Origin of the sequence: Paractinoplanes deccanensis (assembly GCF_016862115.1) — a bacterium.
Classification (GTDB): domain Bacteria; phylum Actinomycetota; class Actinomycetes; order Mycobacteriales; family Micromonosporaceae; genus Actinoplanes; species Actinoplanes deccanensis.
The window spans coordinates 1-25264 of the sequence record NZ_BOMI01000203.1 but is presented as its reverse complement, the minus strand read 5'-3'; the positions used below and the strand labels follow the sequence as shown (position 1 = coordinate 25264).

Annotated in this window: 27 protein-coding genes; 9 read left to right on the top strand and 18 right to left on the bottom strand. The window is 71.1% G+C overall.

All coding sequences use genetic code 11. The features are described 5' to 3' along the window. Positions 1–199 precede the first annotated feature (199 nt). The 5 genes from Ade02nite_RS47210 to Ade02nite_RS47190 all read right to left on the bottom strand — a co-directional run bounded on the left by Ade02nite_RS47210 (position 200) and on the right by Ade02nite_RS47190 (position 3930). Positions 200–1204, bottom strand: coding sequence for a lysophospholipid acyltransferase family protein (locus Ade02nite_RS47210; RefSeq protein WP_203777983.1), 1005 nt, complete (start codon positions 1202–1204; stop codon positions 200–202). Beyond that, complete coding sequence (locus Ade02nite_RS47205; RefSeq protein ID WP_203777982.1) at positions 1201–2280, bottom strand: NAD-dependent epimerase/dehydratase family protein; 1080 nt, start codon at positions 2278–2280, stop codon at positions 1201–1203. Before Ade02nite_RS47205 ends, Ade02nite_RS47210 begins: the two co-directional genes overlap by 4 nt. An 81-nt stretch (positions 2281–2361) precedes the next feature. After that, complete coding sequence (locus tag Ade02nite_RS47200; RefSeq protein ID WP_007465623.1) at positions 2362–2463, bottom strand: 30S ribosomal protein bS22; 102 nt, start codon at positions 2461–2463, stop codon at positions 2362–2364. 149 nt (positions 2464–2612) lie between these two features. Beyond that, positions 2613–2825: a helix-turn-helix domain-containing protein gene (locus Ade02nite_RS47195; protein WP_097317749.1), complete on the bottom strand. Its 213-nt coding sequence runs from the start codon at positions 2823–2825 to the stop codon at positions 2613–2615. A 211-nt stretch (positions 2826–3036) separates the two neighbouring features. Continuing rightward, positions 3037–3930 carry a proline dehydrogenase family protein gene (locus tag Ade02nite_RS47190; RefSeq protein WP_203777981.1) on the bottom strand — a complete coding sequence of 298 codons (894 nt, stop codon included), beginning with the start codon at positions 3928–3930 and terminating at the stop codon, positions 3037–3039. A gap of 117 nt (positions 3931–4047) precedes the next feature. Here Ade02nite_RS47190 and Ade02nite_RS47185 point away from each other — a divergent pair, with 117 nt between their 5' ends. Then, a complete protein-coding gene (locus Ade02nite_RS47185; RefSeq protein ID WP_203777980.1) occupies positions 4048–4584 on the top strand; it encodes a CGNR zinc finger domain-containing protein in 537 nt (178 codons plus the stop codon). On the opposite strand, the gene Ade02nite_RS47180 is transcribed toward Ade02nite_RS47185, so the two are convergent. Continuing rightward, entirely contained in the window at positions 4571–5392 is an 822-nt protein-coding gene (locus tag Ade02nite_RS47180; RefSeq protein ID WP_203777979.1) for a sugar phosphate isomerase/epimerase family protein, read from the bottom strand. The genes Ade02nite_RS47185 and Ade02nite_RS47180 overlap by 14 nt on opposite strands. 111 nt (positions 5393–5503) lie before the next feature. On the opposite strand from Ade02nite_RS47180, the gene Ade02nite_RS47175 reads away from it, so the two are divergent. Then, positions 5504–6367 carry a DUF3109 family protein gene (locus Ade02nite_RS47175; protein WP_203777978.1) on the top strand — a complete coding sequence of 288 codons (864 nt, stop codon included), beginning with the start codon at positions 5504–5506 and terminating at the stop codon, positions 6365–6367. Between the two features lie 17 nt (positions 6368–6384). Here the strand turns inward: Ade02nite_RS47175 and Ade02nite_RS47170 are convergent, their stop codons facing one another. Together Ade02nite_RS47170 and Ade02nite_RS47165 are read right to left on the bottom strand one after the other, a co-directional pair. Beyond that, positions 6385–7068, bottom strand: coding sequence for a response regulator (locus Ade02nite_RS47170; RefSeq protein WP_203777977.1), 684 nt, complete (start codon positions 7066–7068; stop codon positions 6385–6387). Between the two features lie 31 nt (positions 7069–7099). Then, complete coding sequence (locus Ade02nite_RS47165) at positions 7100–8392, bottom strand: sensor histidine kinase (RefSeq protein WP_379038253.1); 1293 nt, start codon at positions 8390–8392, stop codon at positions 7100–7102. A 200-nt stretch (positions 8393–8592) separates the two neighbouring features. On the opposite strand from Ade02nite_RS47165, the gene phoU reads away from it, so the two are divergent. Next, positions 8593–9246, top strand: coding sequence for a phosphate signaling complex protein PhoU (phoU, locus tag Ade02nite_RS47160; RefSeq protein ID WP_203777976.1), 654 nt, complete (start codon positions 8593–8595; stop codon positions 9244–9246). A 73-nt stretch (positions 9247–9319) separates the two neighbouring features. Here phoU and Ade02nite_RS47155 read toward each other — a convergent pair whose 3' ends face one another. Next, entirely contained in the window at positions 9320–10066 is a 747-nt protein-coding gene (locus tag Ade02nite_RS47155; protein WP_239169587.1) for a phosphoglyceromutase, read from the bottom strand. Between the two features lie 142 nt (positions 10067–10208). Here Ade02nite_RS47155 and Ade02nite_RS47150 point away from each other — a divergent pair, with 142 nt between their 5' ends. Continuing rightward, complete coding sequence (locus tag Ade02nite_RS47150) at positions 10209–11618, top strand: MDR family MFS transporter (protein ID WP_203777974.1); 1410 nt, start codon at positions 10209–10211, stop codon at positions 11616–11618. Between the two features lie 77 nt (positions 11619–11695). Then, positions 11696–13033 (top strand): MDR family MFS transporter, encoded by a 1338-nt coding sequence (locus Ade02nite_RS47145; protein ID WP_203777973.1) that lies wholly within the window; start codon positions 11696–11698, stop codon positions 13031–13033. A gap of 717 nt (positions 13034–13750) precedes the next feature. Here the strand turns inward: Ade02nite_RS47145 and Ade02nite_RS51040 are convergent. The 3 genes from Ade02nite_RS51040 to mshA all read right to left on the bottom strand — a co-directional run bounded on the left by Ade02nite_RS51040 (position 13751) and on the right by mshA (position 16732). After that, entirely contained in the window at positions 13751–14269 is a 519-nt protein-coding gene (locus Ade02nite_RS51040; protein ID WP_203777987.1) for a hypothetical protein, read from the bottom strand. 718 nt (positions 14270–14987) lie between these two features. Continuing rightward, on the bottom strand, positions 14988–15470 hold the full coding sequence (locus tag Ade02nite_RS47135) for a type III secretion system chaperone family protein (RefSeq protein ID WP_203777972.1): 483 nt from the start codon (positions 15468–15470) through the stop codon (positions 14988–14990). Then, positions 15464–16732 (bottom strand): D-inositol-3-phosphate glycosyltransferase, encoded by a 1269-nt coding sequence (mshA, locus tag Ade02nite_RS47130; protein WP_203777971.1) that lies wholly within the window; start codon positions 16730–16732, stop codon positions 15464–15466. The genes Ade02nite_RS47135 and mshA overlap by 7 nt, the downstream gene beginning before the upstream one ends. A 128-nt stretch (positions 16733–16860) precedes the next feature. Between mshA and Ade02nite_RS47125 the strand changes: the two genes are divergently transcribed. Together Ade02nite_RS47125 and Ade02nite_RS47120 are read left to right on the top strand one after the other, a co-directional pair. Next, entirely contained in the window at positions 16861–17622 is a 762-nt protein-coding gene (locus Ade02nite_RS47125; RefSeq protein WP_203777970.1) for an SDR family oxidoreductase, read from the top strand. Further along, positions 17619–18377 (top strand): class I SAM-dependent methyltransferase, encoded by a 759-nt coding sequence (locus Ade02nite_RS47120; RefSeq protein WP_203777969.1) that lies wholly within the window; start codon positions 17619–17621, stop codon positions 18375–18377. Before Ade02nite_RS47125 ends, Ade02nite_RS47120 begins: the two co-directional genes overlap by 4 nt. On the opposite strand, the gene Ade02nite_RS47115 is transcribed toward Ade02nite_RS47120, so the two are convergent. The 3 genes from Ade02nite_RS47115 to Ade02nite_RS47105 all read right to left on the bottom strand — a co-directional run bounded on the left by Ade02nite_RS47115 (position 18349) and on the right by Ade02nite_RS47105 (position 21039). Beyond that, positions 18349–19434 carry an acyltransferase family protein gene (locus Ade02nite_RS47115; RefSeq protein WP_203777968.1) on the bottom strand — a complete coding sequence of 362 codons (1086 nt, stop codon included), beginning with the start codon at positions 19432–19434 and terminating at the stop codon, positions 18349–18351. The two genes, Ade02nite_RS47120 and Ade02nite_RS47115, sit on opposite strands and share 29 nt — an antisense overlap. A gap of 248 nt (positions 19435–19682) precedes the next feature. After that, positions 19683–20069 carry a response regulator gene (locus tag Ade02nite_RS47110; RefSeq protein ID WP_203777967.1) on the bottom strand — a complete coding sequence of 129 codons (387 nt, stop codon included), beginning with the start codon at positions 20067–20069 and terminating at the stop codon, positions 19683–19685. A gap of 73 nt (positions 20070–20142) precedes the next feature. Then, a complete protein-coding gene (locus tag Ade02nite_RS47105; protein WP_239169585.1) occupies positions 20143–21039 on the bottom strand; it encodes a S8 family peptidase in 897 nt (298 codons plus the stop codon). A gap of 244 nt (positions 21040–21283) precedes the next feature. On the opposite strand from Ade02nite_RS47105, the gene Ade02nite_RS47100 reads away from it, so the two are divergent. Both Ade02nite_RS47100 and Ade02nite_RS47095 read left to right on the top strand, forming a co-directional pair. Beyond that, the gene (locus tag Ade02nite_RS47100) at positions 21284–21496 is read left to right on the top strand and encodes a DUF7455 domain-containing protein (RefSeq protein ID WP_203777966.1); all 213 of its coding nucleotides are present in this window, start codon (positions 21284–21286) and stop codon (positions 21494–21496) included. Between the two features lie 78 nt (positions 21497–21574). Next, positions 21575–22990 carry a sensor histidine kinase gene (locus Ade02nite_RS47095; protein WP_239169584.1) on the top strand — a complete coding sequence of 472 codons (1416 nt, stop codon included), beginning with the start codon at positions 21575–21577 and terminating at the stop codon, positions 22988–22990. Positions 22991–23004: 14 nt separating this feature from the next. Here the strand turns inward: Ade02nite_RS47095 and Ade02nite_RS47090 are convergent, their stop codons facing one another. The 3 genes from Ade02nite_RS47090 to Ade02nite_RS47080 all read right to left on the bottom strand — a co-directional run. Continuing rightward, on the bottom strand, positions 23005–23796 hold the full coding sequence (locus tag Ade02nite_RS47090) for an SRPBCC family protein (protein WP_239169583.1): 792 nt from the start codon (positions 23794–23796) through the stop codon (positions 23005–23007). A gap of 83 nt (positions 23797–23879) precedes the next feature. Next, positions 23880–24623 (bottom strand): hydrolase, encoded by a 744-nt coding sequence (locus tag Ade02nite_RS47085; RefSeq protein ID WP_203777965.1) that lies wholly within the window; start codon positions 24621–24623, stop codon positions 23880–23882. A gap of 117 nt (positions 24624–24740) precedes the next feature. After that, positions 24741–25264: methyl-accepting chemotaxis protein (locus Ade02nite_RS47080; RefSeq protein WP_239169582.1), on the bottom strand; the 524-nt coding region annotated here is incomplete at its 5' end.

Here is a 25264-nt window from a genome sequence, read left to right as displayed (position 1 = left end):
GGGACAAGACCCAGCAGGGACAAGACCCAGCAGGGACAAGACCCAGCAGGGACAAGACCCAGCAGGGACAAGACCCAGCAGGGACAAGACATGGCGAGGGGCGGTTGCCGGGTGTTACCGGACCGCCCCTCACTTGTCATTGTAGGTCGCTTCCGACCCGGAAATGCCCGGTTGTCGCCGAACGGCCGGTTCGGTGCGATCAGCGGGCGAACGGATCGGGCCGCTTCTCCAGCAGCTCGAAGAGCGTCGCCTGGATCGTCTCGCGCACCTGGTCGGCGAGGTTGTAGACGACCATCGGATCGTCCGCCAGCTCGGTCAGGTGGGCGGTGGGGATCGGCGGGCAGAACTGGATCAGCCACTTGCTCGGCAGCGGCACCAGCCCCAGCGGCCCCAGCCACGGGAACGTCGGCGTGACCGGGAAGTACGGCATGCCGAGCAGCCGGGCGAGCGGCTTGATGTCGGCGAGGATCGGATAGATCTCCTCGGCGCCGACGATCGCCACCGGCACGATCGGGGTGCCCGTGCGCAGCGCCGCCGAGACGAAGCCGCCGCGGCCGAAGCGCTGGAGCTTGTAGCGGTCGGCGAAGCGCTTGCCGATGCCCTTGAAGCCCTCGGGGAAGACGCCGACCAGCTCGCCGGTGCTCATCAGGCGCTCGGCGTCGGGGTTGCAGGCCACCGTCGCGCCGGACTTGCGGGCCAGCTCGCTCACCACCGGCATGCGGAACACCAGGTCGGCGCCGAGCAGGCGCAGGTGACGCTCGAACGGGTGCTGGTCGCGGATGGCGACCGACAGCATCAGCGCGTCGAGCGCGAGCGTGCCGGAGTGGTTGGCGACCACGAGGGCGCCGCCGGAGCCGGGCACGTTGTCGATGCCGAAGACCTCGGTGCGGAACCAGTCCTGGTAGAGCACCCGCAGCAGCGGATGGAAGACGGCGTCGGTGAGCTCGGGGTCGAAGCCGAACTCGTCCACCTCGTACGTGCCGGCGAGCCGCCGGCGCAGGAAGGCCAGCCCCTTGGCCACCCGCTGGTCCCAGACGTCCAGGGCAGCCGGATCGGGCGGCGGGGGTACCGGCTCGGAGTGCCCGTTCATCCTCGGCTCCTCCGGGATGGGACGGCGGCCGTTGACCTTGACCGGCTCACCCGGCCGGGGCAGGACGAAGTCGGCGTGGCCGGGCAGCATGTCGCGGAACTCGTCCTGGCTCATGGTCGCTCGCCCCCACCGGCCACGGCCGCGGTCTCGGTGCCGCCGCGCACCCGCCGGATGCCGTCGAGGATCGCCTGCTCGGCGGCGGCCAGCCGGTCGTCGGTCAGCGAGCCCCCCGCGTGGCCCTTGATGAAGTCGTCGAACGCCTCGGCCGTGGTGCGCGGCGTGAAGCCGAACTCGCGCACCAGGCGCGTGGTGTCGACGACGCGGCCGTGCACGAAGAGGTCGATCTGGTCGAAGCCGATCTGGCCTATCCCGACGCTGCGGGCCAGCCCGGCGAACGTGGAGAGGGTGCCCTCGGGCAGCGGCACGGAGATGCGCCCGGCACGGCGCACGGCCTGGGACAGCGCGAGAACGCCGGCGCCGGCGACGTTGAAGGTGCCCGGATGGTCCTCGATCACCGAGCGGTGCAGGATCTCGAGCGCGTCGTCGACGTGGACGAACTGGAGCCGGGCGTCGCGGCCGAACACGGTCGGCACGACGGGCTGCGCGAAGTAGCGGGTGAGCGTCGTGTCGGCCGTGGAGCTGATGAACGGCGCGAAGCGCAGCACGGTGGCCGCCACCTCGGGACGGCGGCGCCGGAAACCGCGCACGTAGCCCTCGATGTCGAGGATGTCGCGCGCGAACGACCCGCGCGGCACGGCGCGGGGCTCGGTGTCCTCGGTGAAGACCGCGGGGTCGCGGAACGACGCGCCGTAGGCGGCGGTCGACGAACGCACCACGAGCTTGCGCAGGCGGGAGGTGCCCTGCGCGGCGGCGAGCAGCTGCATCGTGCCGATGACGTTCTGCTCTTTCATCGCGGCGCGCCCGCCGTGCTGCGAGTCGGGCGCGCTCGTCACCGCGAGGTGCACGAGGGCCTCGGCGCCCAGCTCGGCGATGGCGCCCGAGGCCGCGCGGGCGTCGGCCCGGATCAGCTCCACGCCCGCCATCAGGTCGCGCAGGGCGGCCGGCGGGTCGTGTGGATCCAGGCCGACGACACGGTCGACCCGAGGATCAGCGGCGAGGCGAGCGGCCACCCGGGCGCCGAGATATCGGCTGACTCCGGTGACCACGACGACGCTGGGCGGAGAGGTCACGACGGGCGCACCTTCCGATGCGTACGGGTGCGATGCGTGCGGCAAGCGACGGGAAGGGCCGGAAGGAACTCCGGCCCGCCGTCACTTGCCGAGACGGCGACGCTGGACGCGGGTCTTGCGCAGCAGCTTGCGGTGCTTCTTCTTCGCCATACGCTTGCGGCGCTTCTTGACCACGGAGCCCATACGACATGCCTCTCGAAAACCTGGTGGGTCGGACCCGGGGCGCGCGAGGGCGCGAACCGCATCCGATCTGAAACGGGGCCGGGGCGCGTGAGAGTCCCGAACCAACCGCACCAGCGTACAAGCCCGACAGCGGCCGGGCCAAAACGGCCCTATGCCGTCTGGGAGAAGGCGCCGCGCAGATATTCGTGCACGGCGTGCTCGGGCACCCGGAACGACCGGCCGACCCGGACGGCGGTCAGGTCACCGCCGTGTACCAACCGATAGACCGTCATCTTGGAGACCCTCATCAGAGAGGCCACCTCGGCCACGGTCAGGAACCGCACCTCCGAGAGCCGTTCCTCGGTCTGGGCTGGACCCGTCATCTCGTACGCACCGATCCTTTCGCAGGCACGGGCCGCGGCGATGAGGAAGGCCTTGCGACGCGGCGGAGAACGTGCGTGTCATCAGAACGGTATCGATACGGCTGTGACCAACGCGATGCGTTCCGTGAAAAAGGCCGGAAAAAGTCAAGGCCGACACGCCGGTTCTGCGCCGTTTACCCCCGATTTGGTGCTTTTGGGACGGACAGCCTGTCTACCGTCCGGCGAGGGCCCGGGCGAAGGCGAGGCGCCGCATCACGTAGCCGTACCAGTGCGAGCCGTACGGGACGTAGACCCGGACGACGTTGCCGCCGGCCGCCAGCCGCGCCTGCTCGTCGGGGCGGACACCGTACAGGAGCTGGAACTCGTACTCGTCGGGGGCGCGGTCGAACCAGCGCGCCCGGTCCTCGGCGATGGCGATCAGCCGCGGGTCGTGCGTGGCCACCATCGGGTAGCCCTCGCCGGCCATCAGGATGTTGAGGCAGCGCACGAACGACTTGTCGATGTCCAGCGCGGACTGGAACGCCACCGACTCGGGCTCGGCGTAGGCACCCTTGCAGAGACGCACGCGTGAGCCGGCCGCGGCCAGCTCCCGGCAGTCGCCCTCGGTGCGGCGCAGATAGGCCTGGAGGACCGCCCCCGTCGCGGGATGGTCCTTGCGGAGCTCGGCAAGGATCTCCAGCACCGAGTCGGTGGTGGTGTGGTCCTCGGCGTCCACCGTCACCGTCGTGCCGGCCTCGGCGGCGGCCACGCAGATCGCCTGGGCGTGCTCGTAGGCGAGCCGCTCGTCGAGCCGCAGGCCCAGCGCCGAGAGCTTGATGCTCACCTCGGCGGCCGGGACCAGCCCCGCGGACGCGAGCCGGCCGAGGAGCTCGCGGTAGGCGTCGCGGACCGCGACCGCCTGCTCCGCGCTGCGCGTCTCGTCGGCGAGGTGGTCGAAGGTCACGCTGAGGCCGTCGTCGGCCAGCTCGCGGCCCACCCGCACCGCGTCGTCGACACCGTCGCCGGCGACGTAGCGGCCGGCGACCTTCTTGCTGACGGGAACGGCGGCCGCGAGACGCCCGAGGCGGTCCGATCCGGCGGCGGCCAGGAACAGGGAGCGGAGCATGCCCCGAGCGTATCGTCCGGCGCGGCCGCGACCACGGGAGTGGCACGCGCGGCACGGGGGATGGAGTCGGCCACTTCGCCCATGTTCGACCGCCCCGCGTGCGGCTACCGTTGTCGAGTGGACTTCGATGCGTACGCCCGAACCGCGGTCGACCTCGTCAACGCGGAGGTGAGTGACCTCGCCGCGCTGCGGTCCCTGTTCGCCGACGAGCAGGGCTGGATGCGTGACGAGGTCGTCGAGAAGGACGTCGCCGTCTTCCGCCGCGCCCAGCGGCGCCTGCGCGACGTCTTCGAGTACGGCACGTCCGGCCGGGACGCCGAGGCCGTCACCGAGCTCAACTCGTTGCTCGAGGCGTTCCCCGTGCAACCGCGCATCTCGGGGCACGACGCCGCCGACTGGCACATGCACGTCACCAGCCGCGGCGCGTCGGTCAGCTCCGAATACCTGGCCGGCGCCGCGTGGGGCCTGTCGGTGTGGCTCTGCGAGTACGGCAGCGCCCGCTTCGGCATCTGCGCCGACGAGCGCTGCGGCAACGTCTATCTCGACACGTCGTCGAACAACTGCCGCCGCTTCTGCTCGGAGCGCTGCGCCACGCGTTCCCACGTGGCCGCGCACCGAGCACGCAAGCGGGCGGCGACTCTCACCCCCGCGTGATCGCGGGGGTCGGGCTCTCCGCCGGCTCGAGGTGGCGGCGGGCGAACTCGAGGGACTCGCGGAGGTCGGCCTCGCGGGCGGCGCGGCTCGACGCCTTGCGGGTGGAGACCTCGAGCGCGACCGAGCCGGTGAAGCCGCGCGCCGACAGCGACCGCAGCAGCTCGGCGCAGGGCTGGTTGCCCCGGCCGGGCACCAGGTGCTCGTCGCGGCCCTCGCCGGTGCCGTCGCCCAGGTGGACGTGCTTGAGGCCGGCGCCCATCTTGTCGGCCATCGCCAGCGAGTTGATGCGCGACGCCGCGCAGTGGGACAGATCGAGCGTGTACGCGTCGAAGCCGGTCTCGGTCGGGTCCCAGCCCGGCGTGTACGGCACGAACCAGCGGCCGGCCATCTTTACCGGGAACATGTTCTCGATCGCGAAGTCGAGGTCGGGATGCCGCGCCTGGATCTTGGCGAGGCCCGCGGCGAAGTTCTTGGCGTAGTCGCGCTGCCAGCTGAACGGCGGGTGCACCACCACCGTGGGGGCGCCGAGCGTCTCGGCGAGCTGGGCGGCGCGGCTCAGCCTCTCCCAGGGGTCGGTGCTCCACACCCGCTGGGTGACCAGCAGGCAGGGGGCGTGAACGGACAGCACCGGGACGTTGTAGTGATCGGCCAGACCCTTCAGCGCGCCGGCGTCCTGGCTGACGCGGTCGGTCCAGACCATGACCTCGAGGCCGTCGTAGCCGGTCGTGGCGGCCAGCTCGAACGCGGCCGCGGTCGGCTCGGGGAAGACCGACGAGCTGGACAGAAGCACGGGGACGCGGGAACTCACGCCGTCAAGCGTAGACCCGTTTGTCGCGGACGCCCTCTCCTCTACCGGGTATATGCGGTCATACCGGGCGGCGACACGGCGACGGTCACTCGCGGGCGTACGCTGAGCCGAGTGAGCCGCCGTAACCAGATCCGCATCGTCCTCGACGCTGCGGCAGCTGCCCGTGCCGCCGAGGTCGACCTCGACTTCCCTCGTGAGTGGATCGAGTTCCTCGACCCCGACGACGACAAGCATCTGGTCCGGGCCGATCTCACCTGGCTGCTGTCGCGATGGACGTGCGTCTTCGGGTCGGCGTGCCACGGCATCGTGGCCGGCCGGGCGCAGGACGGCTGCTGCTCGCACGGCGCCTTCTTCACCGACGCCGACGACGAGAACCGGGTGAAGGCCGCCGCCGCCAAGCTCACCCCGGAGCACTGGCAGCACTACCGGCGCGGGTTCAAGAACTACACCGAGCTCGACACGATCGACGGCTCGAAGCCCGCCCGCCGCACGGCCATCCAGTCCGAGGACGGCCCGTGCGTCTTCCTCAACGACCCCGACTTCGCCGGCGGGGGCGGCTGCGCGCTGCACGCCCAGGCGCTGCGCGACGGCGTCCACCCGCTGACCTACAAGCCGGACGTCTGCTGGCAGCTGCCGGTGCGCCGGGAACAAGACTGGATCAAGCGCCCGGACGGGACAAAGGTGCTCCAGTCGACGCTCACCGAGTTCGACCGCCGCGGCTGGGGCCCGGGCGGCCACGACCTCGACTGGTGGTGCACCTCGTCGCCGGACGCCCACGTCGGCACCGAGCCGATGTACGTCTCGTACGCCCCGGAGCTGACCGCCCTGATCGGCAAGGCCGCCTACGACAGGCTGGCCGAGCTCTGCGCCGAGCGCATCGAGAAGGGCCTGATCGCCATCCACCCGGCCACGGTCAAGGCCGGAACACCGAAGAAGCGCGGCGGACGTGAGCCCGCCGCGCCTCCGCAGTCGTGAATGCCCGCCCGTAAGGCTCAGGGCTCGAACTTGTAGCCCAGGCCGCGCACCGTGACGATGTAGCGCGGCGCGGACGGCTCGGGCTCCACCTTGGAGCGCAGCCGCTTGACGTGGACGTCCAGGGTCTTGGTGTCGCCCACGTAGTCGGCGCCCCAGACCCGGTCGATGAGCTGGCCGCGGGTCAGCACCCGGCCGGCGTTGCGCAGCAGCAGCTCGAGCAGCTCGAACTCCTTGAGCGGCAGCTGCACGCCGGTGCCGTCGACCGTGACCACGTGCCGCTCGACGTCCATCCGGACCGGGCCGGCGGCCAGCGTCGGGGTGGAGACCTCGGCGGCCTCGGCGCCCTGGCGGCGCAGCACCGCGCGGATGCGGGCGACCAGCTCCCGCGGCGAGTACGGCTTGGTGACGTAGTCGTCGGCGCCGATCTCGAGGCCGACGACCTTGTCGATCTCGCTGTCCCGGGCGGTGACCATGATGATCGGCACGGCGGAGCGCTGACGCAGCTGGCGGCAGACCTCGGTGCCGGACATCTCGGGAAGCATGAGGTCGAGCAGCACGATGTCGGCACCGGTCCGGTCGAACTGCGTCAGCGCCGAGGTCCCGGTCGGGGCGACCGACACCTCGAAGCCCTCCTTGCGCAGCATGTACGACAGGGCGTCGGAGAACGACTCCTCATCCTCGACCACGAGCACGCGGGCCAATGTGGTTCCTTCCATCTTCCGGCTCACGGGCTCAGCGGCCCGCGGCACCGGACTCGATCTCAATTGCCGTCGGTAACGGCAAGGGGGCTTCCGGGGGACGCGCCGGTAGGCGCAGGGTGAACGTCGAACCGTCGCCGAGGCTGCTGGTCACGTCGACCCGGCCGCCGTGGTTGGTGGCGATGTGCTTGACGATGGCCAGGCCGAGGCCGGTGCCACCGGTCGAGCGCGACCGGGCCTGATCGGCTCGGTAGAACCGCTCGAAGATCCGGTCGACGTCGTGCGGCGCTATGCCGATGCCCTGGTCGGCGACGTCGATCTCGATCCAGTCGTCGTCCTGACGGAGGGTGAGCTCGACCTTGGTGTCGTCTCCGGAGTACGCGATCGCGTTCTCCACCAGGTTTGTCACAGCGGTCGCCACCTGACTGTCGCTGCCGTAAACGGTAGCGCCCTTGGGGCCGGAGTAGACGACCTCGATGTTCTTGGCCGACGCGGTGGTGCGGGTGCGGTCGATGACCTCGGCGATCACCCAGTCGACGGCGACCGGCTCGGGGGTGGGCAGCGGCTCGGCGCCCTGGAGCCGGCTGAGCTCCAGGAGCTCGTTGACGAGGCGGCCCATGCGCGCCGATTCGTTGTGGATGCGCTCGGCGAACCGGCGCGCGGCGAGCAGGTCCTCGTTGGGATCCTCGTCGGAGGCGGCCTCGGCGGCGGGCACCTCGGTCGCGTCGAGCAGCGCCTCGGCCAGCAGCTGGAGCGCGCCGATCGGGGTCTTGAGCTCGTGGCTGACGTTCGCCACGAAGTCGCGGCGCACCCGGGCGAGCCGGTGCGACTCGGTGACGTCGGCGGCCTCGACGGCCACGTGGGTCGAGTTGAGCGCCACGGCCCTCAGGTGCAGGCCCAGCGGCGCCTCGGCACCACCGGCGCGGCCGCGCGGGAGGTCGAGCTCGACCTCACGGCGCACGCCCGTGCGCCGGACCTGACCGGCGAGAGTGCGCAGGATGGGGTGGGCCGCGATGGTGCCCGGCGCCCCACCGGAACGGAGCAGGCCCATCGCACGGGCGGCCGGGTTGACCAGCACCGGATGGTCCTCGGCGTCGAGGACGACCACGCCGACGCGCAGCGAGTCGAGGCTCTTGCGGCCGAGCCCCTTCATGCTGTGCTTGCCGGTGTGCGGCGGCTCCGTGTCGATGGCACGTCCTCCCTCGTGATGCCGGGAGTCGGTGACATCCGGCCCTGGCGACCTGCGGGCACGGGCGATGAGGACCCCCGCTGCCACGCCGACGGCCAGCGCGACGAGGGTCAGAAGGATGCCGTACACCAGGTCCACGCAGCGATCGTAGGGTCATTGTTTACCTGGACCCTAGGGGGATTCGGACAAACCGGGCGCGTGTCGAATAATGTTCACCACTGCGCCCGGCGTCGTTCATCGCCGTTCACGCGACTGCCGCCGGGCACCCCTAGCCTGTACATCAACCAAGGTCGCGCCCTTGTGGCGGGGCGACCGCTAGCCCCGGGGACGAGAAGAACATGCGCGAGGAGTTCCAGGCCGACCTCAACGAGGTCAGCCGCCTGCTGGTGACCATGGCGGAGGGGGTTCGCACCGCGCTCCGCAACGCGACCACCGCCCTGCTGACGGCCGACCTCAAGGCCGCCGAGTCGGTCATCGAGCGGGACGCCGAGATCGACGCGATCTACAGCCAGGTCGAGACGAAGGTGGCCGACACCATCGCCCGCCAGGCGCCGGTCGCCTCCGACCTGCGGATGGTCATCACCGCCCTGCACATCTCGGCCGACATCGAGCGGATGGGCGACCTGGCCGAGCACGTCGCCAAGACCGCCAAGCGCCGGCACCCCTCGCCGGCCGTGCCCGCCGAGCTGCGCCCGGTCTTCAAGGGCATGGCCGAGGTGGCCGACAAGATGGCCGAGGAGATCACCAAGCTCCTGGCCAACCCCGACGCCGAGCTCGCCGCCGCCCTCGAGAAGGACGACGACAAGATCGACAGCCTGGAACGGGAGCTGTTCCGCATCATGCTGGCCGACGACTGGCCGTACGGCGCGGAGACCGCGATCGACGGCGCCCTGCTCGGCCGCTTCTACGAGCGCTACGCCGACCACGCCGTGAACGTCGGCGCGCAGCTGGTCTACCTGATCACGGGAGAGCAGGTGACCGACCAGAGCTGAGCATGCACAGCTCGCCTGGCCGGGGCAGGGGCCGGGACGCCACGGGGGCGTCCCGGCCCCTGCTTTTGCCCTGTCAGCGGCCCTGGTTGGCGACCGCGGCGGCCGCTTCCTTGGCGGCCTCGGGGTCGAGGTAGGTGCCGCCGGCGGTGATCGGGCGCAGGTTGTCGTCGAGGTCGTAGCGCAGCGGGATCCCGGTCGGGATGTTCAGCTTGGCGATCGCCTCGTCGGAGATCTGGTCGAGGTGCTTGACGATGGCGCGCAGCGAGTTGCCGTGCGCGGCGACCAGCACGGTCTTGCCGGCGCGCAGGTCCGGCACGATCTCGTCGTACCAGTAAGGCAGGGCCCGGACCAGCACGTCCTTGAGGCACTCGGCCGCGGGCAGCGCCTCGGGCGGCAGCAGCGCGTAGCGCGGGTCGTCGAACTGGGCGAACTCGGAGTCGCGCTCGATCGGCGGCGGCGGCACGTCGTAGGAGCGGCGCCAGAGCATGAACTGCTCCTCGCCGTACGCCTCCAGGGTCTGCTTCTTGTCCTTGCCCTGGAGGGCGCCGTAGTGGCGCTCGTTGAGCCGCCAGGAGCGCTTCACCGGGATCCAGTGACGGTCGGTGAGGTGCAGGGCGATCTCGCTGGTCCGGATCGCGCGGCGCAGGACGCTGGTGTGCACCACGTCCGGCAGCACGCCCTGGGCCTTGAGCAGCTCGCCACCGCGGCGGGCCTCGTCCTCACCCTTGGCGTCGAGGTCGACGTCGACCCAGCCGGTGAAGAGGTTCTTGGCGTTCCACTCGCTGTTGCCGTGTCGCAGCAGCACCAAAGTCCCTGTCATGCGCTCCATCCTGCCGCAGCTGGCTGAACGGCGGGCGGCGACCCTCGAGTGGCGACCACCACGTGGAAACCCGGTTGCGCGGACACCTAGGTTGTAAGGGAATGGAGCTTGATCACCACTTACTCGACGGACGGGGTGCGGCGTGCAGCGCTGGTTCAGCCAGGCCATCGGTGGCCTACCGCGGCAGTTCTGGTTGCTCTGGACCGGCACGCTGATCAATCGCCTCGGCTCGTTCGTGGTGATCTTCCTGGCGATCTACCTGACCGCCGACCGCGGCTTCTCGCAGAGCCAGGCCGGTCTGGTCATCGGCCTGTACGGGGTGGGCGGCGCGCTCGGCACGACGACCGGCGGCGTGCTCGCGGACCGCTGGGGCCGCCGGCCCACGATGCTGACCGCCCAGTTCGGCGCGGCGGCGCTGATGCTCGCGCTCGGCTTCGCCCACGACTACGGGCAGATCCTGGCGACGACGTTCCTGCTGGGCTTCTTCAGCGAGGCGGTACGGCCGGCGTTCTCGGCGATGCTCGTCGACGTCGTGCCGGAGAAGGATCGCGTACGGGCGTACTCGCTGAACTATTGGGCGATCAACCTCGGCTTCGCGCTCTCGTCGGTCGGTGCCGGGCTCGCGGCGAAGGCCGACTACCTGCTGCTCTTCGTCGTCGACGCGGCCAGCACGGCGGCCACCGCGACGCTCTTCCTGATCTTCGTCAAGGAGACCCGCCCGGCGCGGTCGTCCACCCAGCGCAAGCAGGCCCCCTCCGGCGGCATGGGCACGGTGCTGCGCGACCGGGTCTTCGTGATGTACCTGCTGATCTCGCTCGGCGGGGTCATCGTGATGATGCAGCACATGTCGACGCTGCCGATCACGATGACGGCGGACGGCCTCTCGGCGGCGACGTACGGCGGGGTCATCGCGGTCAACGGCGTGCTGATCGTGCTGGGCCAGCTCTTCATCCCCAAGCTGATCGGCAACCACGACAGCGCCCGGGTGCTGGCGGTGGCGTCCCTGATCATCGGCGTGGGCTTCGGCCTGACCGCCTTCGCGAACGCGGCGTGGTTCTTCGCCCTCACGGTGGTGATCTGGACGCTGGGCGAGATGCTGCAATCCCCGTCGAACGCGGCCACGGTGGCGGGCCTGTCCCCCGCGTCGCTGCGCGGGCGCTACCAGGGCCTCAACTCGCTGACCTGGTCGGCGGGCACGGCGCTGGCCCCGATCCTCGGCGGCTACACCCAGGAGCACCTCGGCGACGCGGCCCTGTGGGTGGGCTGCTTCCTGCTGTGCGCCCTGGTCGCCGTCGGCCACCTGCTGGCCGGCCCCAGCCGCCGCCGGCGCATCAACGCCATCGACTCCGCCCTGACCACGGCACCCGCCTCCCTTTCTCCCGTCGCTCCCTCTCCCGCCGGGCTTTCTCCCGCCGGCGAGCCTGGTCTCGGCTCGGTGAACGGCCACGACGTCAGCGCGGCCACTTCGACGCTGCTGGCCACGCCGCCGATGGAGGCGGAGCCGGCGGCGGACATTCCGCCCGGCGTGATTGAAGGGACGTCGCGGCGGTAAGAAACGGAGGCGACAGGTCGGCCCGGGCGCGATAGCCTCCCGTCCGACTATTAATAAGGTTTCCTAACGGGGGCGTAGTGCGCGGCTGGCTTCGGGACACGGCGGGCGGCCTGCCGGCCACGTACTGGTACCTCTGGACCGGCATCCTGATCAACCGGGTCGGCGGCTTCGCGGTCCTGTTCCTGTCGCTCTACCTGACGGCCCAGCGCGGCGCCGGCACCGCGCAGGCCGGCCTCATCGTCGGCACGTACGGCATCGGCGGCATCCTCGGCACCCTGGCCGGCGGCGTCCTGACCGACCGCTGGGGACGCCGGCGCACCCTCCTGCTGTCCCACTTCGTGGTGGTCGCCGCCCTGACCGGCCTGGCGCTCAGCACCAACCTCGGCGTCATCGCCGCCCTCTGCGTGCTGCTCGGCCTCTTTCAGTCGATGCCCCAGCCCGCCTTCGTCGCCGCGATCATCGACGTGGTCCCGGCCGAACGCCGCTCGCGCGCCTTCAACCTCCAGTTCTGGGCCTTCAACCTCGGCATGGCGGGCGCGTCCCTGATCGCCGGCGTGCTGGCCACCTGGAGCTACGTCGGCCTCTTCCTGATCGACGCCGCCAGCACCCTGATCACCGGCCTGCTGATCGCCTGGAAGGTCCCGGAAACCCTCCCCCGCCGCACGTCCCGCCGGCAATCACCCGCCGCCGAGCTCACGAGAACGCAGGTCGGCACGGGAGAGGACGGACGCGACCATGGCGGCCAGGGGCGCGGGGGCCGTGCGCTCGGCGACGAGCCGGCGCGGAAGGCCGGCCCGCGGGGCTTGGGCGTGGTGCTGACCGATCGGATCTTCCTGGCCTTCGTCGGGCTGACCGTGTTGCAGGCGCTGATCTACACGCAGGGCAGCACCATCGTGCCGCTGGCCATGCAGGACGATCGGCTGAGCCCGTCGGCCTACGGGGTGGTGACCGCGCTGGGCGCCGCGCTGATCGTGGTGGGGCAGCTCTTCGTGCCGCGGGTGATCGACGGCCGCCGCAAGGATCGGGTGCTGGCCGTGGCGCTGCTCGTGAACGGCATCGGCTTCGCCGTGCTGGCCGTCGCCGATCAGCTCTCGATCTACCTGGTCGCGGCGGTGATCTGGACGATCGGCAGCATGCTCGCCGCCCCACCCAACGCCGAGATCAACTCCGAGCTGGCCCCGCTCGAACTGCGCGGCCGCTACCAGTCGGTGTTCTTCCTGGCCTTCCCCGCGGCGTCCTTCCTGGCCCCGGCCCTGGGCGGCGCCGGCCTCCAGTACTTCGGCGACGCCCACTGGCTGATCGTCGGCACCCTCGGCGCCGTGGCCGCGGCCCTGCACCTGCTCGCCGGCCCAGCCCGCGAACGTCGCGTGGCCGCCATCCGCTCCCAGACCGCGCAAACCGTCCCAGCTCCCTGAGGACCGTTCCAGCTCCCTGAGCACCGCCGCAGCTCCCTGTGAGGACCGCCGCAGCTCCAAGAGGACCGTCACAGCTCCAAGAGGACCGTCACAACTCGGCCGGCCGGCGCCCTCAAGCGCCCTCCCAGCGGGAGCCCACGCATCCTCACCGCGAGCCACCCGCCCTCTTCCCCGGCGAGGCAACCACGTTCTGGGCTGACAGCACCTTCGGCGTCCGCCCTGACGAGAGCCGCCTTCTGCGAGTTTGCGCGTGCACGAAGTTCTGCACGCCGATGTGGGCATCCGGAGGACCGCAGGCCAGCACGTTGATCGGTGCACGCCCAAGGGCTGCTCGCAGCGGAGAGGCTATGGTCGCGGGCGCGTGTCGGCGCGTACAAGAAAGACCGTCGAAGAGCTGATGCACCGGCGGCGGCGGACGACGCCCATCCCCATAGGCGTCGCCCGCACTAACCGCCGGTCTCGGGTCGCGCCGTCCCCCAACGGCATATGCCACCCGTCCCCAAACGCCGGCCGCGGTGACCGTCTCCGGTCAACCAGTTCCCCGAACTAACGGTCCGGCGTCCATTGATTACGCTAGTTGGGCCGGTCAAGGCTTACAAGCCAGTTGGCTGTCTGCCATCTGTCTGGACCGTCACAGTCACCGACTTTTGGCCGATCGGCGGATGACCGATCCCACATCTGTCCCGGGTACCGGCCCAATGTGGGTTCGTCCGTGTGTCACTCGTCGGGGTTCTCGAGCTGGAAGAAGTTGCTCCGCTTCCCGCTGCTCAGCTGTTGCTGGTAGATGAAGTTCAGCCGCCGCTTGTCGAACGCCTCGAACCACTCCGACCAGCTCACCTCCACGAGGCGGTCGCTCTCGTCGTAGCCGGGGAAATCGAAACGCAGCACGCCGAGGTGCCCGTCGTGGTGGGTGCCGGCGACCGTGGCGGGCACGGCGTTGCGGGCCTTCGCCCACTGACGGATCACCTCGTGGTCGGTGGTGACGAGGGAGCGGCCGGGCCGTTCCGGGCGGTCCGCGGTCGAGGTGATCTCCTGGGAGTAGTCGAGGGACTTCGACGCCTTCTTGCCGGTACGCTTCCCGCCGCCGCTCGACGCGGTCTTGCCCGAGGTCAGCGTCTTGACGAGCTTCTTGACCAGCTCGGGCTTCTTCAGGCCGTCCGTGCCCTTGACGCCGCGCGCGGAGAGCCGGCTCCGCAGTTCGGAGACCTTGAGACGGGCGATCTCGCTCTCGTTCACGCCCGGGGTGTTCGGGGTGTCGTTACGGCTCGTCGGATTCGCCCTGGAACCGCCCGACTTGGAACCGCCCGACTTGGAACCGGCCGACTTGGAACCGGCCGACTTGGAACCGGCCGACTTGGACGCCCGCGCCGACTTCAGCTCAGCCTTGATCATCTTGTCGACGAGCTCGGGCTTCTTCAGGCTGTCGGTGTTCTTGACGCCGCGGCTCTTCAGCTCGCGGCGCAGCTCGTCCGCCTTCATCCGGGCGATCTTGCTTTCGCTGATCTCGGGGGTGTTCGGGGTGTCGTTGCGGCTCGTCGGGTTCTTCGCGGCCCGCGACTTGGAGCCGGGCTTGGTGCCCGACTTGGCGCCGCGCGCCGACCTCAGCTCGGCCTTGACCAGCTTCTCGACCAGTTCCGGCTTCTTCAGGCCGTCGGTGCCCTTGACGCCGCGGCTCTTCAACTCGCGACGCAGCTCGCCGGCCTTCATACGGGCGATCTTGCTTTCGGCGACTTCCGGAGTGTTCGGAGTCTCGTTGCGGCTCTTGGTGGCAGCCACGCCAGTTCACCTCACTAGTCCATCAGCGTTTGTCCGATGACTCCTTTCAATACCCGGACAATTCACGCCGACACACGAAGATCACGATGGAGTGGGTGGTGGGAGGGAGAGGGCGCCGCGCAGAAGTGGGCGGTGGAGACCGTAGAGCGAGACCCCGCGGCCAACCGCCCACCGGCCACTATGGAGCGGGCGGCGCCAGATGCTTGAAGGCCTGCAAATTGGCCAGCGACTCCCCCCGCTTGACCCGCCACTCCCATTCGCGGCGGATGGAGGAGCCGAAGCCGATCTCGAGCATCGTGTCGAAGGACTCGTCGGCATAGGTGAGGACCGCGCCGAGCAGGCGGTCCACCTCGTCCTCGTCGAGGCCCTTCAGCGACACGCGCCCGGTCAGGTAGACGTCGCCGACCGCGTCGATGGAGAACGCCACCCCGTACATCCTGGCGTTCCTGCGCAGCATCCACGCCCACAGTTCCTCGTGGCGCTCGTCGGGGCGGCGCATCACGAACGCCTCGACGCGCAGCGCGTGCTCGCCCACGATCAGGTTGCAGGCCGTCTTCAACTTGTGCGTGCCGGGCAGGGTCACCACGTACGCGCCGGGACCGGTCGTGTCCCACTCGAGCTCGCGGTCGGCCAGCACCTTTTCGATCAGATCGGTCACCATGCGTACGCCTCCAGACGCTGCCTGATGAGCTCGCGGTGCTCGGTCACCGCCTCACGGTAGACCCGGAGCAGGCCTTCCGCCGTGCGGTCCCAGGAGAAGTCGGCGGCGTGCGCGACCGCCCCCGCCGACAGCAGCCGGCGCCGCCGCGGGGCCGCGAGCAGGTCGTCGAGCACGCGCGCCCAGGTCTGCGGCTCGTGGCCGTCGACCAGCAGGCCGCTGACCCCGTCGCGGACCGCCGTCACCAGCCCGCCGACCGCGGCCGCCACCACCGGCGTGCCGCACGCCTGCGCCTCCAGCGCGACCAGCCCGAACGACTCGTTGTACGACGGCACGGCCACCACGTCGGCCGTGCGGTAGAGCGCCGCCAGCCCGTCCCCGTTCTGCGGCGGCAGGAACCGGACCGAGGCCCGGACGCCCAGCTTGGCCGCCAGCTCGATCAGGGACGTGGGCCGGTCGAGCCCGCTGCCGCTGGGGCCGCCGCAGATCACCACGGTGACGTCGGGTGTCCGCATCGCGGCGAGCGCCGAGATCAGCACGTCGGGCGCCTTGAGCGGCTGGATGCGGCCGACGAAGGCGATGACCTTGCCGTGCTCGGGCAGGCCGAAGCGGGCCCGGTCGGCCGGGCCGGGCCGGAACCGCTCGAGGTCGACGCCGGGCTGCACGACCGTGGTGCGCGTGGGGTCCGCGTCGTAGTAGGTGACCAGGTCGCGCGCCTCGAAGCGGGTGTTCGCGACGAGCCGGTCGGACTCGGCGACCACCTGTTCCTCGCCGATCACCCGGGCGCGCGGCTCGGGCCGGTCACCGGCCGCGATCAGCCTGTTCTTGACCTTGGCCAGGGTGTGCGCGGTGTGCACGTGCGGCACGCCCCAGCGTTCGCGGGCGAGCCAGCCGACCTGACCGGAGAGCCAGTAGTGCGAGTGGATCAGGTCGTAGTGGCCCGGCGGATGGGCCGCCTCGGCACGCAGCACCCCGTTGGTGAAGGCGCAGAGCTGGGCGGGGAGCTCCTCTTTGTCGAGCCCCTCGTACGGGCCGGCGGTGACGTGCCGGACGAGCACGCCGGGCGACATCTCGACGCAGGGCGGCAGGTCGCCGCGGGTGGACCGGGTGAAGATCTCCACTTCGACGCCGCGGCGGGCGAGGCGCTTGGCGACCTCGACGATGTACACGTTCATGCCGCCCGCGTCGCCGGTGCCCGGCTGCTCGAGGGGGGACGTGTGCACGGAGAGGGTGGCGATGCGCCGGGGGGTCGGCCATTCTGCCACGATTTATCCTCCATTGTCCGGCAATAGGGCGGGGATTATTGCGCAGTCATTAATCTTCCCCGTCGGCGTGGGCCGAACCACCACGCAGCCGCCCGGGGGTGACCCATCTCATCGGGAAGGATGGGGTCATGCAGAACATCGCAGTGGTCACGGGCGCGTCCAGCGGCATCGGCGCGGCGACGGCCCGCCGGCTCGCCACCGAGGGGTTCCACGTCGTGGCGGCGGCCCGGCGCGCCGAGCGGCTCGCGGAGCTGGTCAAACAGATCGGGCCGCAGGCGACCGCGGTCGCCTGCGACGTCACGTCCGACGAGTCCGTGGCGTCCCTGGCCGCCGCGGTGGCCGCGCTCGGCGGCCCGGTCACGCTGCTGGTCAACAACGCGGGCGGCGCCGCCGGCCTCGATCCGGTCGAGTCGGGATCGATCGGCGACTGGCAGTGGATGTACGACGTGAACGTGCTCGGATCGCTGCGGATGACCAAGGCGCTGCTGCCGGCCCTGGAGGCGAGCGGCGCCGGGACGATCGTGACGGTCGGCTCGACCGCGGCGTTCACGGTCTACGAGGGCGGCGGCGGATACACGGCGGCCAAGCACGCACAGACCGCGCTGGTCGGGACGCTGCGGCTGGAACTGTCCGGCAAGCCCGTACGGATCATCGAGGTCGATCCGGGCATGGTGCGCACCGAGGAGTTCTCGCTCAAGCGCTTCGGCGGCGACCAGGCCAAGGCCGACGCCGTCTACGAGGGCGTCAAGGAGCCGCTGACCGCCGGCGACATCGCGGACATCATCGCCTTCGCCGCGACCCGGCCCCACCACGTCAACCTCGATCGCATCGTGGTCCGGCCCATCGCCCAGGCCGCCCAGCACAAGGTGCACCGGGAGAATCAGGCATGAAACCGGTCGGCGAGATCACCCGGGGGACCACCAATCCCAACCGGCTGCGTCGCGTCGACAACTACATCGCATACCGCTGCGGCGCGCTCCTGGGCGACGCGCCACGGCCGCTGGTCGTCGACCTGGGCTACGGGGCCACGCCGGTCACCGCCGTCGAGTTGCGGGCCCGCCTCGCGGCGGCCGTCCGCCCCGACGTCATGGTGGTCGGTCTCGAGATCGATCCGGTACGGGTGGAAGCCGCCCGGCCGTACGCGCAGCCCCCGCTGCTCGACTTCCGGCGCGGCGGCTTCGAGCTCGCCGGCACGAGCCCCGTCGTGGTGCGCGCGTTCAACGTGCTGCGCCAGTACGCCGAGGAGGAGGTCGCGGCCGCCTGGCACCAGATGACCGCGACCGGCGCCGTCCTGATCGAGGGCACCTGCGACGAGCTGGGCCGCACCGCCACCTGGGCGGTGGTCGAGCACGGGGTGCCGAGCACCCTCACCCTCTCGGCCCGGCTGTCCGATCTGGACCATCCGGCCACCTTCGCCGAGCGGTTGCCCAAGGCGCTGATCCACCGCAACGTGCCGGGCGAGCCGGTGCACGAGCTGCTGCGCGCCCTCGGCCGGGCGTGGGAGACCGAGGCCGCCCCGTTCGGCCCGCGCCAGCGGTGGATCGCCACCGTGCGGCGCATGCGCGACGAGGGCTGGCCGGTCCACGACGGCCCGTCCCGCTGGCGGCTCGGCGAGCTCACCCTGCCTTGGCCGGGCGCCGGCTGAGCCCCGCACCGGCCAGACGGCGCCCAAGCCACGCCGCGACCGGCCGCTCGGCGCACCGGTGCACCATCCAGGCGAGACCGAGCATCGCCGCGATCGTCCCGGCGATCAGCGACCACACCGGCAGACCCGTGTGCTCGTAGCCGCGGCGCAGCAGCGCGTACCCGATGCGCTGGTGCAGCAGATAGAACGGATAGGTCAGCGCTCCCGCGGTGCTCAGCCACCCCCACGTGACGCGGCGCGTGGCCCCGAGCGCGATCGCGATCAGCACCCCGTACGCCAGGGAAAGAATGATCCTCGCCGGGAGCACGGGCACCTCGAAGCCCGGGCTGAGCGCGGCCACCCGCCCGGCCACTCGCGCCATGCCGAGCGCCCAACTCGCACCGATCAGGCACCAGGTCACCCAGTGCGGGCCGAACCGGTGCAGCAGGTAGAGCGCCAGGCCACCGACGAAGTACGGCGCGTAGTCCGGCATCACCCACGACGGCCCCGCCACGGCCGCGACCAGCCAGACCGAGCAGAAGACCTCGACCCGGCGCCGGGTGAGTCCGATGGCGATCAGCACCGCGAAGACCAGGTAGAAGCGCAGCTCGCACCAGAGCGTCCAGTAGACGCTGTCGACGAGTGTCGCCCCGAGCGGCTGCGGCGCCATCGTCAGGTTGAGCAGCACGTCCGAGAGGCTCAGCGAGCTTCCGTACGGGACTCCGGTCGTGACCGGCAGCAGCACCACCACCGTGACCGTGACGAAGACGCAGACCCAGAAGGCCGGATACAGGCGCAGGAAGCGCGCCACCAGGAAGTCGCGCGGCCGCCGGTCCCACCCGCTCATCCCGATCACGAACCCGCTGATCATGAAGAACGCCTCGACGCCGAGGAACCCGTAGACGAGGAGATGCGCGGCATTCGGCAGGAACGTGGTGGGCGGGCGCACGCCGTCGATGCGCCACGAGACGCCGTAGTGGTAGCCGGCCACCGCGAGCGCGCAGATCAGGCGCAGACCGTCGAGGGCTGCCAACCGGGTGCGCTGCCGGCGAGGCGCCGGCGCCAGAGTCGTGACCATCGTCCCGATTCAGCCGCGCGAGGCTGGGCGGCACCCGTGCGCCGGCTGTGCGGGACCGGAGAAAGCGGCCGAAGAAAAGGTCGGGCCGGTCCTCCGCAGCGGACCGGCCCGACCCCAGGGGGTGAGTAACGTCTTCGCATTCCAGAGTCGGTCCGGCCGGGTGCGAAGGCGGTCGCGCGAGGGTTGCCGATCGGGAGCAGAGAAAGAGGCGCCGCCGTCGGATGACGGCGGTGCCTCCTCGAAGGGTCTCAGAGCACCGAGCGCAAGGTCTCCACCAGCAGTTCGCTGCTGAACGGCTTCTTCACCAGCAGCGCGTCCTCCGAGATCAGGCCGTCCGCGACGGCGATCTCCTTGGGCAGGCCGGAGATGTAGACCACGCGCATCTCCGGGCGCAGCTCGGTCGCGGAGCGGGACAGCTCTCCGCCGGAGACGCCGGGCAGGCCGAGGTCGGTGATCAGGATGTCGATCTCGCCGGGGTGTTCCCGGCACGCCGCGATGGCCTGCGTCGAGTCGCCGGCGATCAGGGTGTCGAAACCTCGCCGCTCCAACATGCGCCGCATGATGTCGCGCAGGTCCTCCTCGTCGTCGACGACCAGGACGGTGGGTCGCGTCTCTGCTGCGGGCGCCTGCGACATGGGTCCTCCCGGTGTGTCGGTAACCGTATTCACGCTATCCGTGCCGGGTTGCGCGGTCCGGGCCTTTGCTGGATCAGCTGCTCAGATCTCCCGTGTAGAGGAGCCGGTTGGGCGATCCCTTGCCCGCGCCGCGCACCGAGCCGGTCACCGACCGGGCCACCAGCTCGTCACGCACCTGGGCCGGGGTGTACGAGGGGTGCTTGGCCAGCACCAGCGCGGCCGCACCGGCCACGTGCGGGGCCGCCATCGACGTGCCGCTCATCAGCTTCGAGGCGGAGTTCGAGGCGTGCGACGCGCCCTGGATCCGGACACCGGGGGCGAACAGGTCGACACAGGACCCGAAGTTCGAGGATGACCACCGGGCGTCCTTCTGGTCGGTCGCGCCCACCGTGATCGCGGCGGGCGTCCGGCCCGGCGACTGGGTGCACGCGTCGCGGCCGTCGTTGCCGGCCGCGACGACGACCGTGATGCCCTCGGCGATCGCGCGGTTGACGGCGTCGTCGAGCGCCTTGCTGGTGACGCCGCCCAGGCTCAGGTTGGCCACGGCGGGCCGCGCCTTCTGCTTCGCCACCCAGTCGATGCCCGCGATGATCGACTTGTACGAGCCGTTGCCCTTGCAGTCGAGCACGCGCACGCCGACCAGCTTCACGTCCTTCGCGACGCCGTAGGCCGCGCCGCCGATCGTGCTGGCCACGTGGGTGCCGTGGCCGTTGCAGTCGCCGCCGGACCCGTAGCCGTCGCGGGCCCGGCCACCGAACTCGCGGTGGCCGGCGCGCAGGCCGGTGTCGACCACGTAGACGGTGACACCGGCGGCCGAGGGCGCGGCGTACGACGACGAGAGCGGCAACGACCGCTGGTCGATCCGGTCGAGCCCCCACGTGGCCGTGGTGGTGCCCGCGGCAGCGGCCGTTCCCGGAAGGGCACAGGCGAGCGCGGCGATCGCGCCGGTGAGCATCGTGGCGATGCGCAAAGGTTCGTCCTCTCAGTTGCTTCGGCCACTTCACCGGGGAGAAAGGCATGCCGAAGGGCGGCTGAGGGAAAGGGTGCGGTGGGTCGCGGAACGCTGAGGGATCCGCACGGTTGCACGTCAGTTGCAACGCACACAGAGCGGCGCCGCGGGCCTGGAAGATCGAAGTGAACAGCTAAGGCTGTGCGGCGGTGGGCCGATCAACACGGCGTACCGCTACACACCGCCACCGAGCAAGGAGAGCGATATGACCAGCCTGCTGTCGCCCGAGATCGTCACCGTCGATTCGCTGACCGACCGCTGCGACCGTTGCAGCGCGGCCGCCAAGCTGACGGTCACCCTGGCCAGCGGCGGCGAGCTGGCCTTCTGCGGGCACCACGCGAACCGTCACCACGAGGACATCAGCCGCGTGGGCGAGCGGATCGTTCTGGAGCAGGGCTTCGAGTGGGCGGGGAAGTAACCGCTTGATGCGCATTCGCCGCGTTATGCTCGTTTCCTCAGATCTTGAGGGGACCGGGTGCAGAGTGCGGCGCATGACGTGGGCAGGCTGTCCCGGCTGATCGCCGGGTGCGCCGGCGTCGCGGTCGCCGTCTTCGGTGCCGCGGCGTTGCTCATGTCCCTGAGAGGTGCTCCGCCGGACGGGTTGTTCACCGATCCGGCGGCCGCGCTCGTCCCGGCCGGACTGGGCCTGCTGCTGCGGGTCCTGCCGGTGTCACACCGGATCGCCGGCCGGGTCGTGCACGGCTTCGCCCATCTGCTCATGGTCTTCGCCGCCGCCATCGGCGTGCTCGGCCTCGCCGGTCATCCCGGCCCGGCCATCGCCACCCTCGTCGCGATCGCGGCCCTCGTGCTGCTGGGCCACCTTCTCCGGACGTTGCAGGGCGCCGAACGCCGGCAGCGGCGGCTCGTCGGCGAGCTCGAGGACCGCGAGAAGTTCGCGGCCACGCTGCTGCAGTCGATGAACGAGGCCGTCATGGTGATGGACGCCAACTACCACGTCATCGACGTCAACCGGCGCTGGCGCGAGCTCACCGGGCACGCGGCCGACGAGCCGGTCCGCTTCGACCCGCCGCCGGTCCCGCCGTCCGGCTCGAGCGGCGACTGGCTGCTGCCCCGGCTCGACGGGGGCGCGGTGCCCGTGCTGGCCGCCGTCGCGCCCGTTCCGGACGAGCAGGGCACGCCCCGGGCGTACGTGGCGACGTATGTGGACATCGCCGACCGCAAGCGGGCCGAGGAGACGCTCAGCGAGCACGCCGCGGAGCTGGAGCGCGGCAACACGATGCTGCGCGAGGCGAACGCCCGGCTGGAGGCGGCGCTCACCTTCAAGAACGACCTGACCTCGATGCTCACCCACGACGTGGCCCAGCCGATCAGCTCGATCGCGAGCCTCGCCGAGCTGCTGCGCGCCGACTGGGACGACCTGCCCGACGACATCCGGCTCGAGCTCGCCACGAAGATCGACAAGAACACGCAGCGGCTCATCAAGATGCTCAACGACCTTCAGCTGCTCTTCCGGCTGGACATGGGGTCGGTCACCGCACGGCGGGCCCCGGTGCCGCTGCGCGAGGTCGCCGAGGCCGTGGCGGCTGCCTCCTCCGCCGGCGAGGAGGTGCGCGTGGCGATCGCCGAGGGGCTGTCCGCGCTCGCCGACCGCGGGCACGTCACCGCGGTGCTGCAGAACCTGGTGAACAACGCGGTCGCGTACGGGTCGCCGCCGATCGAGCTGAGCGCCGAGCGGCTCGGCGAGACGGTCGAGCTGACCGTGCGGGACAACGGCCCGGGCATCCCCGACGACCTGCTGCCCAACCTGTTCGGCCGGTTCATGCGCGGCGCCGGCCTGGGCCTGTTCATCGTGCGCCACCTGGCCGAGGCGAACGGCGGCTCGGTCCGCTACGAGCACGCCACGCCGCAGGGGGCGAGGCTCGTCGTCACCTTCGAGCTCGCCCCCGTCTGAGTCGCGCGCCGCGATCACATGTCGTGGGCGCTGCCCCGGTCCTCTTCGTTGATCATGCCGTCGCCCCAGGCGTCCTTCTGGTTGGTGCGGCCGCCCATCGGCGCGCTTCCGGCGGCGCCACCGCTGATCGGTCCGCTCTTGGCGACCCGGCGGCCCGGGGGCAGCACGTCGTCGAGGTCGCGGGCGCTGCGGATGCCGGGCGCCGAGGTGATGTCCACATTGGTGCCGGCGTTCGCCGGGAGCCCGCGGTGGTGCGGGAGGTCGATGCGGCTGGCGTTGCTGCGCTCGGCCGCGCTGGTGCCCCAGCCCGCACCCGGGTGGGAGCGGTTGCGGGCCCGAGCGGCGACGGCGGCCGGGGACGGCGCGAGCCGCTTCGTGCTGGCGCCGCCGAGCGCGCCGCTCTCCACCAGGCCCTTGAACGTCGTCAGGTCCTCCTTGAGCCGCCGGGTGAGCGACTGCTGGCCGTGCCGGTCGTTCGGCATGAGGAACGCGATGTCGGCCTCCAGCTGGGCGACCACCTGCGTCTTCATCTCGCCCAGCGGCCGCAGGGTGAGGGTCTCGGCGAGCAGCGGACCCTCCATCGTCGACCACGAGACGCGCTCGTCCTCGCGGCGCTCGGTGATCTGGGCGTCGAACTCACGGGTCTTGCCCTCGACGTCCATGATCCAGTGGGTCTGGTCGGCGCCGATGGCGGTGACCTCCCGGACACCGCTCATGAACCGTGGGTAGTTCTCGAACGCGGCGAGTTGCTCGTACACCGTGTGCAACGGTGCACTCACCTCGATGGCCTGCTGAACCATACTCATCGCATCTGTCTCCCAACCTGCGCGTGCCGACTGTCGGCATCACCGAGAGTACGTATGCGATTACTGCGCGAAGCCGGTTTCGTTCAGACCCGGCGCAGGTACTGCCAGCGGCCGACCTCGGCGGCGTACCGGGCGTCACTCGCGGGCACCAGGGCCACCCCCGCCGCACGCAACATCGCCACGAGCCGGCCCGACGGGCTGCGCCACGCCTCACTGATCTCGACCAGCGTCCCGGTCTCGCGGCAGGCCGCGGCGAGGGCGCCGATCAGGTCCTCGGTCAGCACGGCGTCGTCCAGCCCCACCTCGGTGAGCAGGCGCAACGGGCGGGCGAGCTGGGTGGGCGCGTAGCGGGAGGCTCGCTCCAGGCCGTGGATCGTCGCGGCCACCAGGCTCTCGGCGACCTGCTCGGCGGTCATGCCGCCGCCGGCGATCAGCGCCCGGACGTCGCGCGGGCCGGCCACGGCGTGCTCCAGCGGCAGGCCGGAGACGGCGACGGAGACCGCCTCGACGTGACCGAGGTCCGCCGGCATGGCGAGCCAGCCGTCGGGGCGTACGACCTCGATCTCGGCGGCGACGCGCAGGGTCAGGTCGGTGCGCCGGCGGGCCCGGGCGATGGCGTCCGCGTACGCGGGCAGCCAGGTGCTGTCCGGGCCGGCCTGGTCGGCGAAGGTGATCGCGGTGAGACCGGCCTGGTCGGCCGCGGAGACGACGACACCGACGCTGTCCCGGCCGGCCGCGAAGCCGGTGTGCACATGCGCGTCCGTCGTCAGATCCAGCGCGTCGACGGCGCCCACGCCGCCGATGACCGATTCCCGCTCTGCGCTCACGTTGTCTCCCGGGCTGACTCTGGTCGACGGGTCTTCCCGTCTGACCAAGAGCGTGCGGGAGGGGCGTTGTCAACCCCGGTGTGCGGCCGGTGCGGTCCGGGTGCGTGCGATCCGGCGTCAGAGCCGGAACGTGCCGACGAGGTCGCGCAGGTCGTCGGCGGTGCGAGACACGTTGCCCGACGCCTGACGGGTCTGCTCGACGCCTTGCACCGACTCGGCGCTCGCGGCGGAGACGTCGGCGATGTTGCTCGCGATCCGCGCCGAGCCGTTGGCCACCTCGGCGATGCTGCGGCTCATCTCGCCGGTGGTGGCGGTCTGCTCCTCGACGGCCGAGGCGATCGTCGTCTGGAACTCGTTGATCTGCGCGATCACCTCGGAGATCCGCGAGATGACCTCCACGGCGCCGCCGGTGTCCTGCTGGATGGCGGCGACCCGGGTGCCGATGTCCTCGGTCGCCCGCGCGGTCTCCTGCGCCAGGTCCTTGACCTCGCTGGCGACCACCGCGAAGCCCTTGCCGGCCTCGCCGGCGCGGGCGGCCTCGATGGTGGCGTTGAGGGCGAGCAGGTTGGTCTGCTCGGCGATCGAGGTGATCAGCTTGATGACGTTGCCGATCTCGGCGGAGGAGTCGCCGAGCTGGCGCA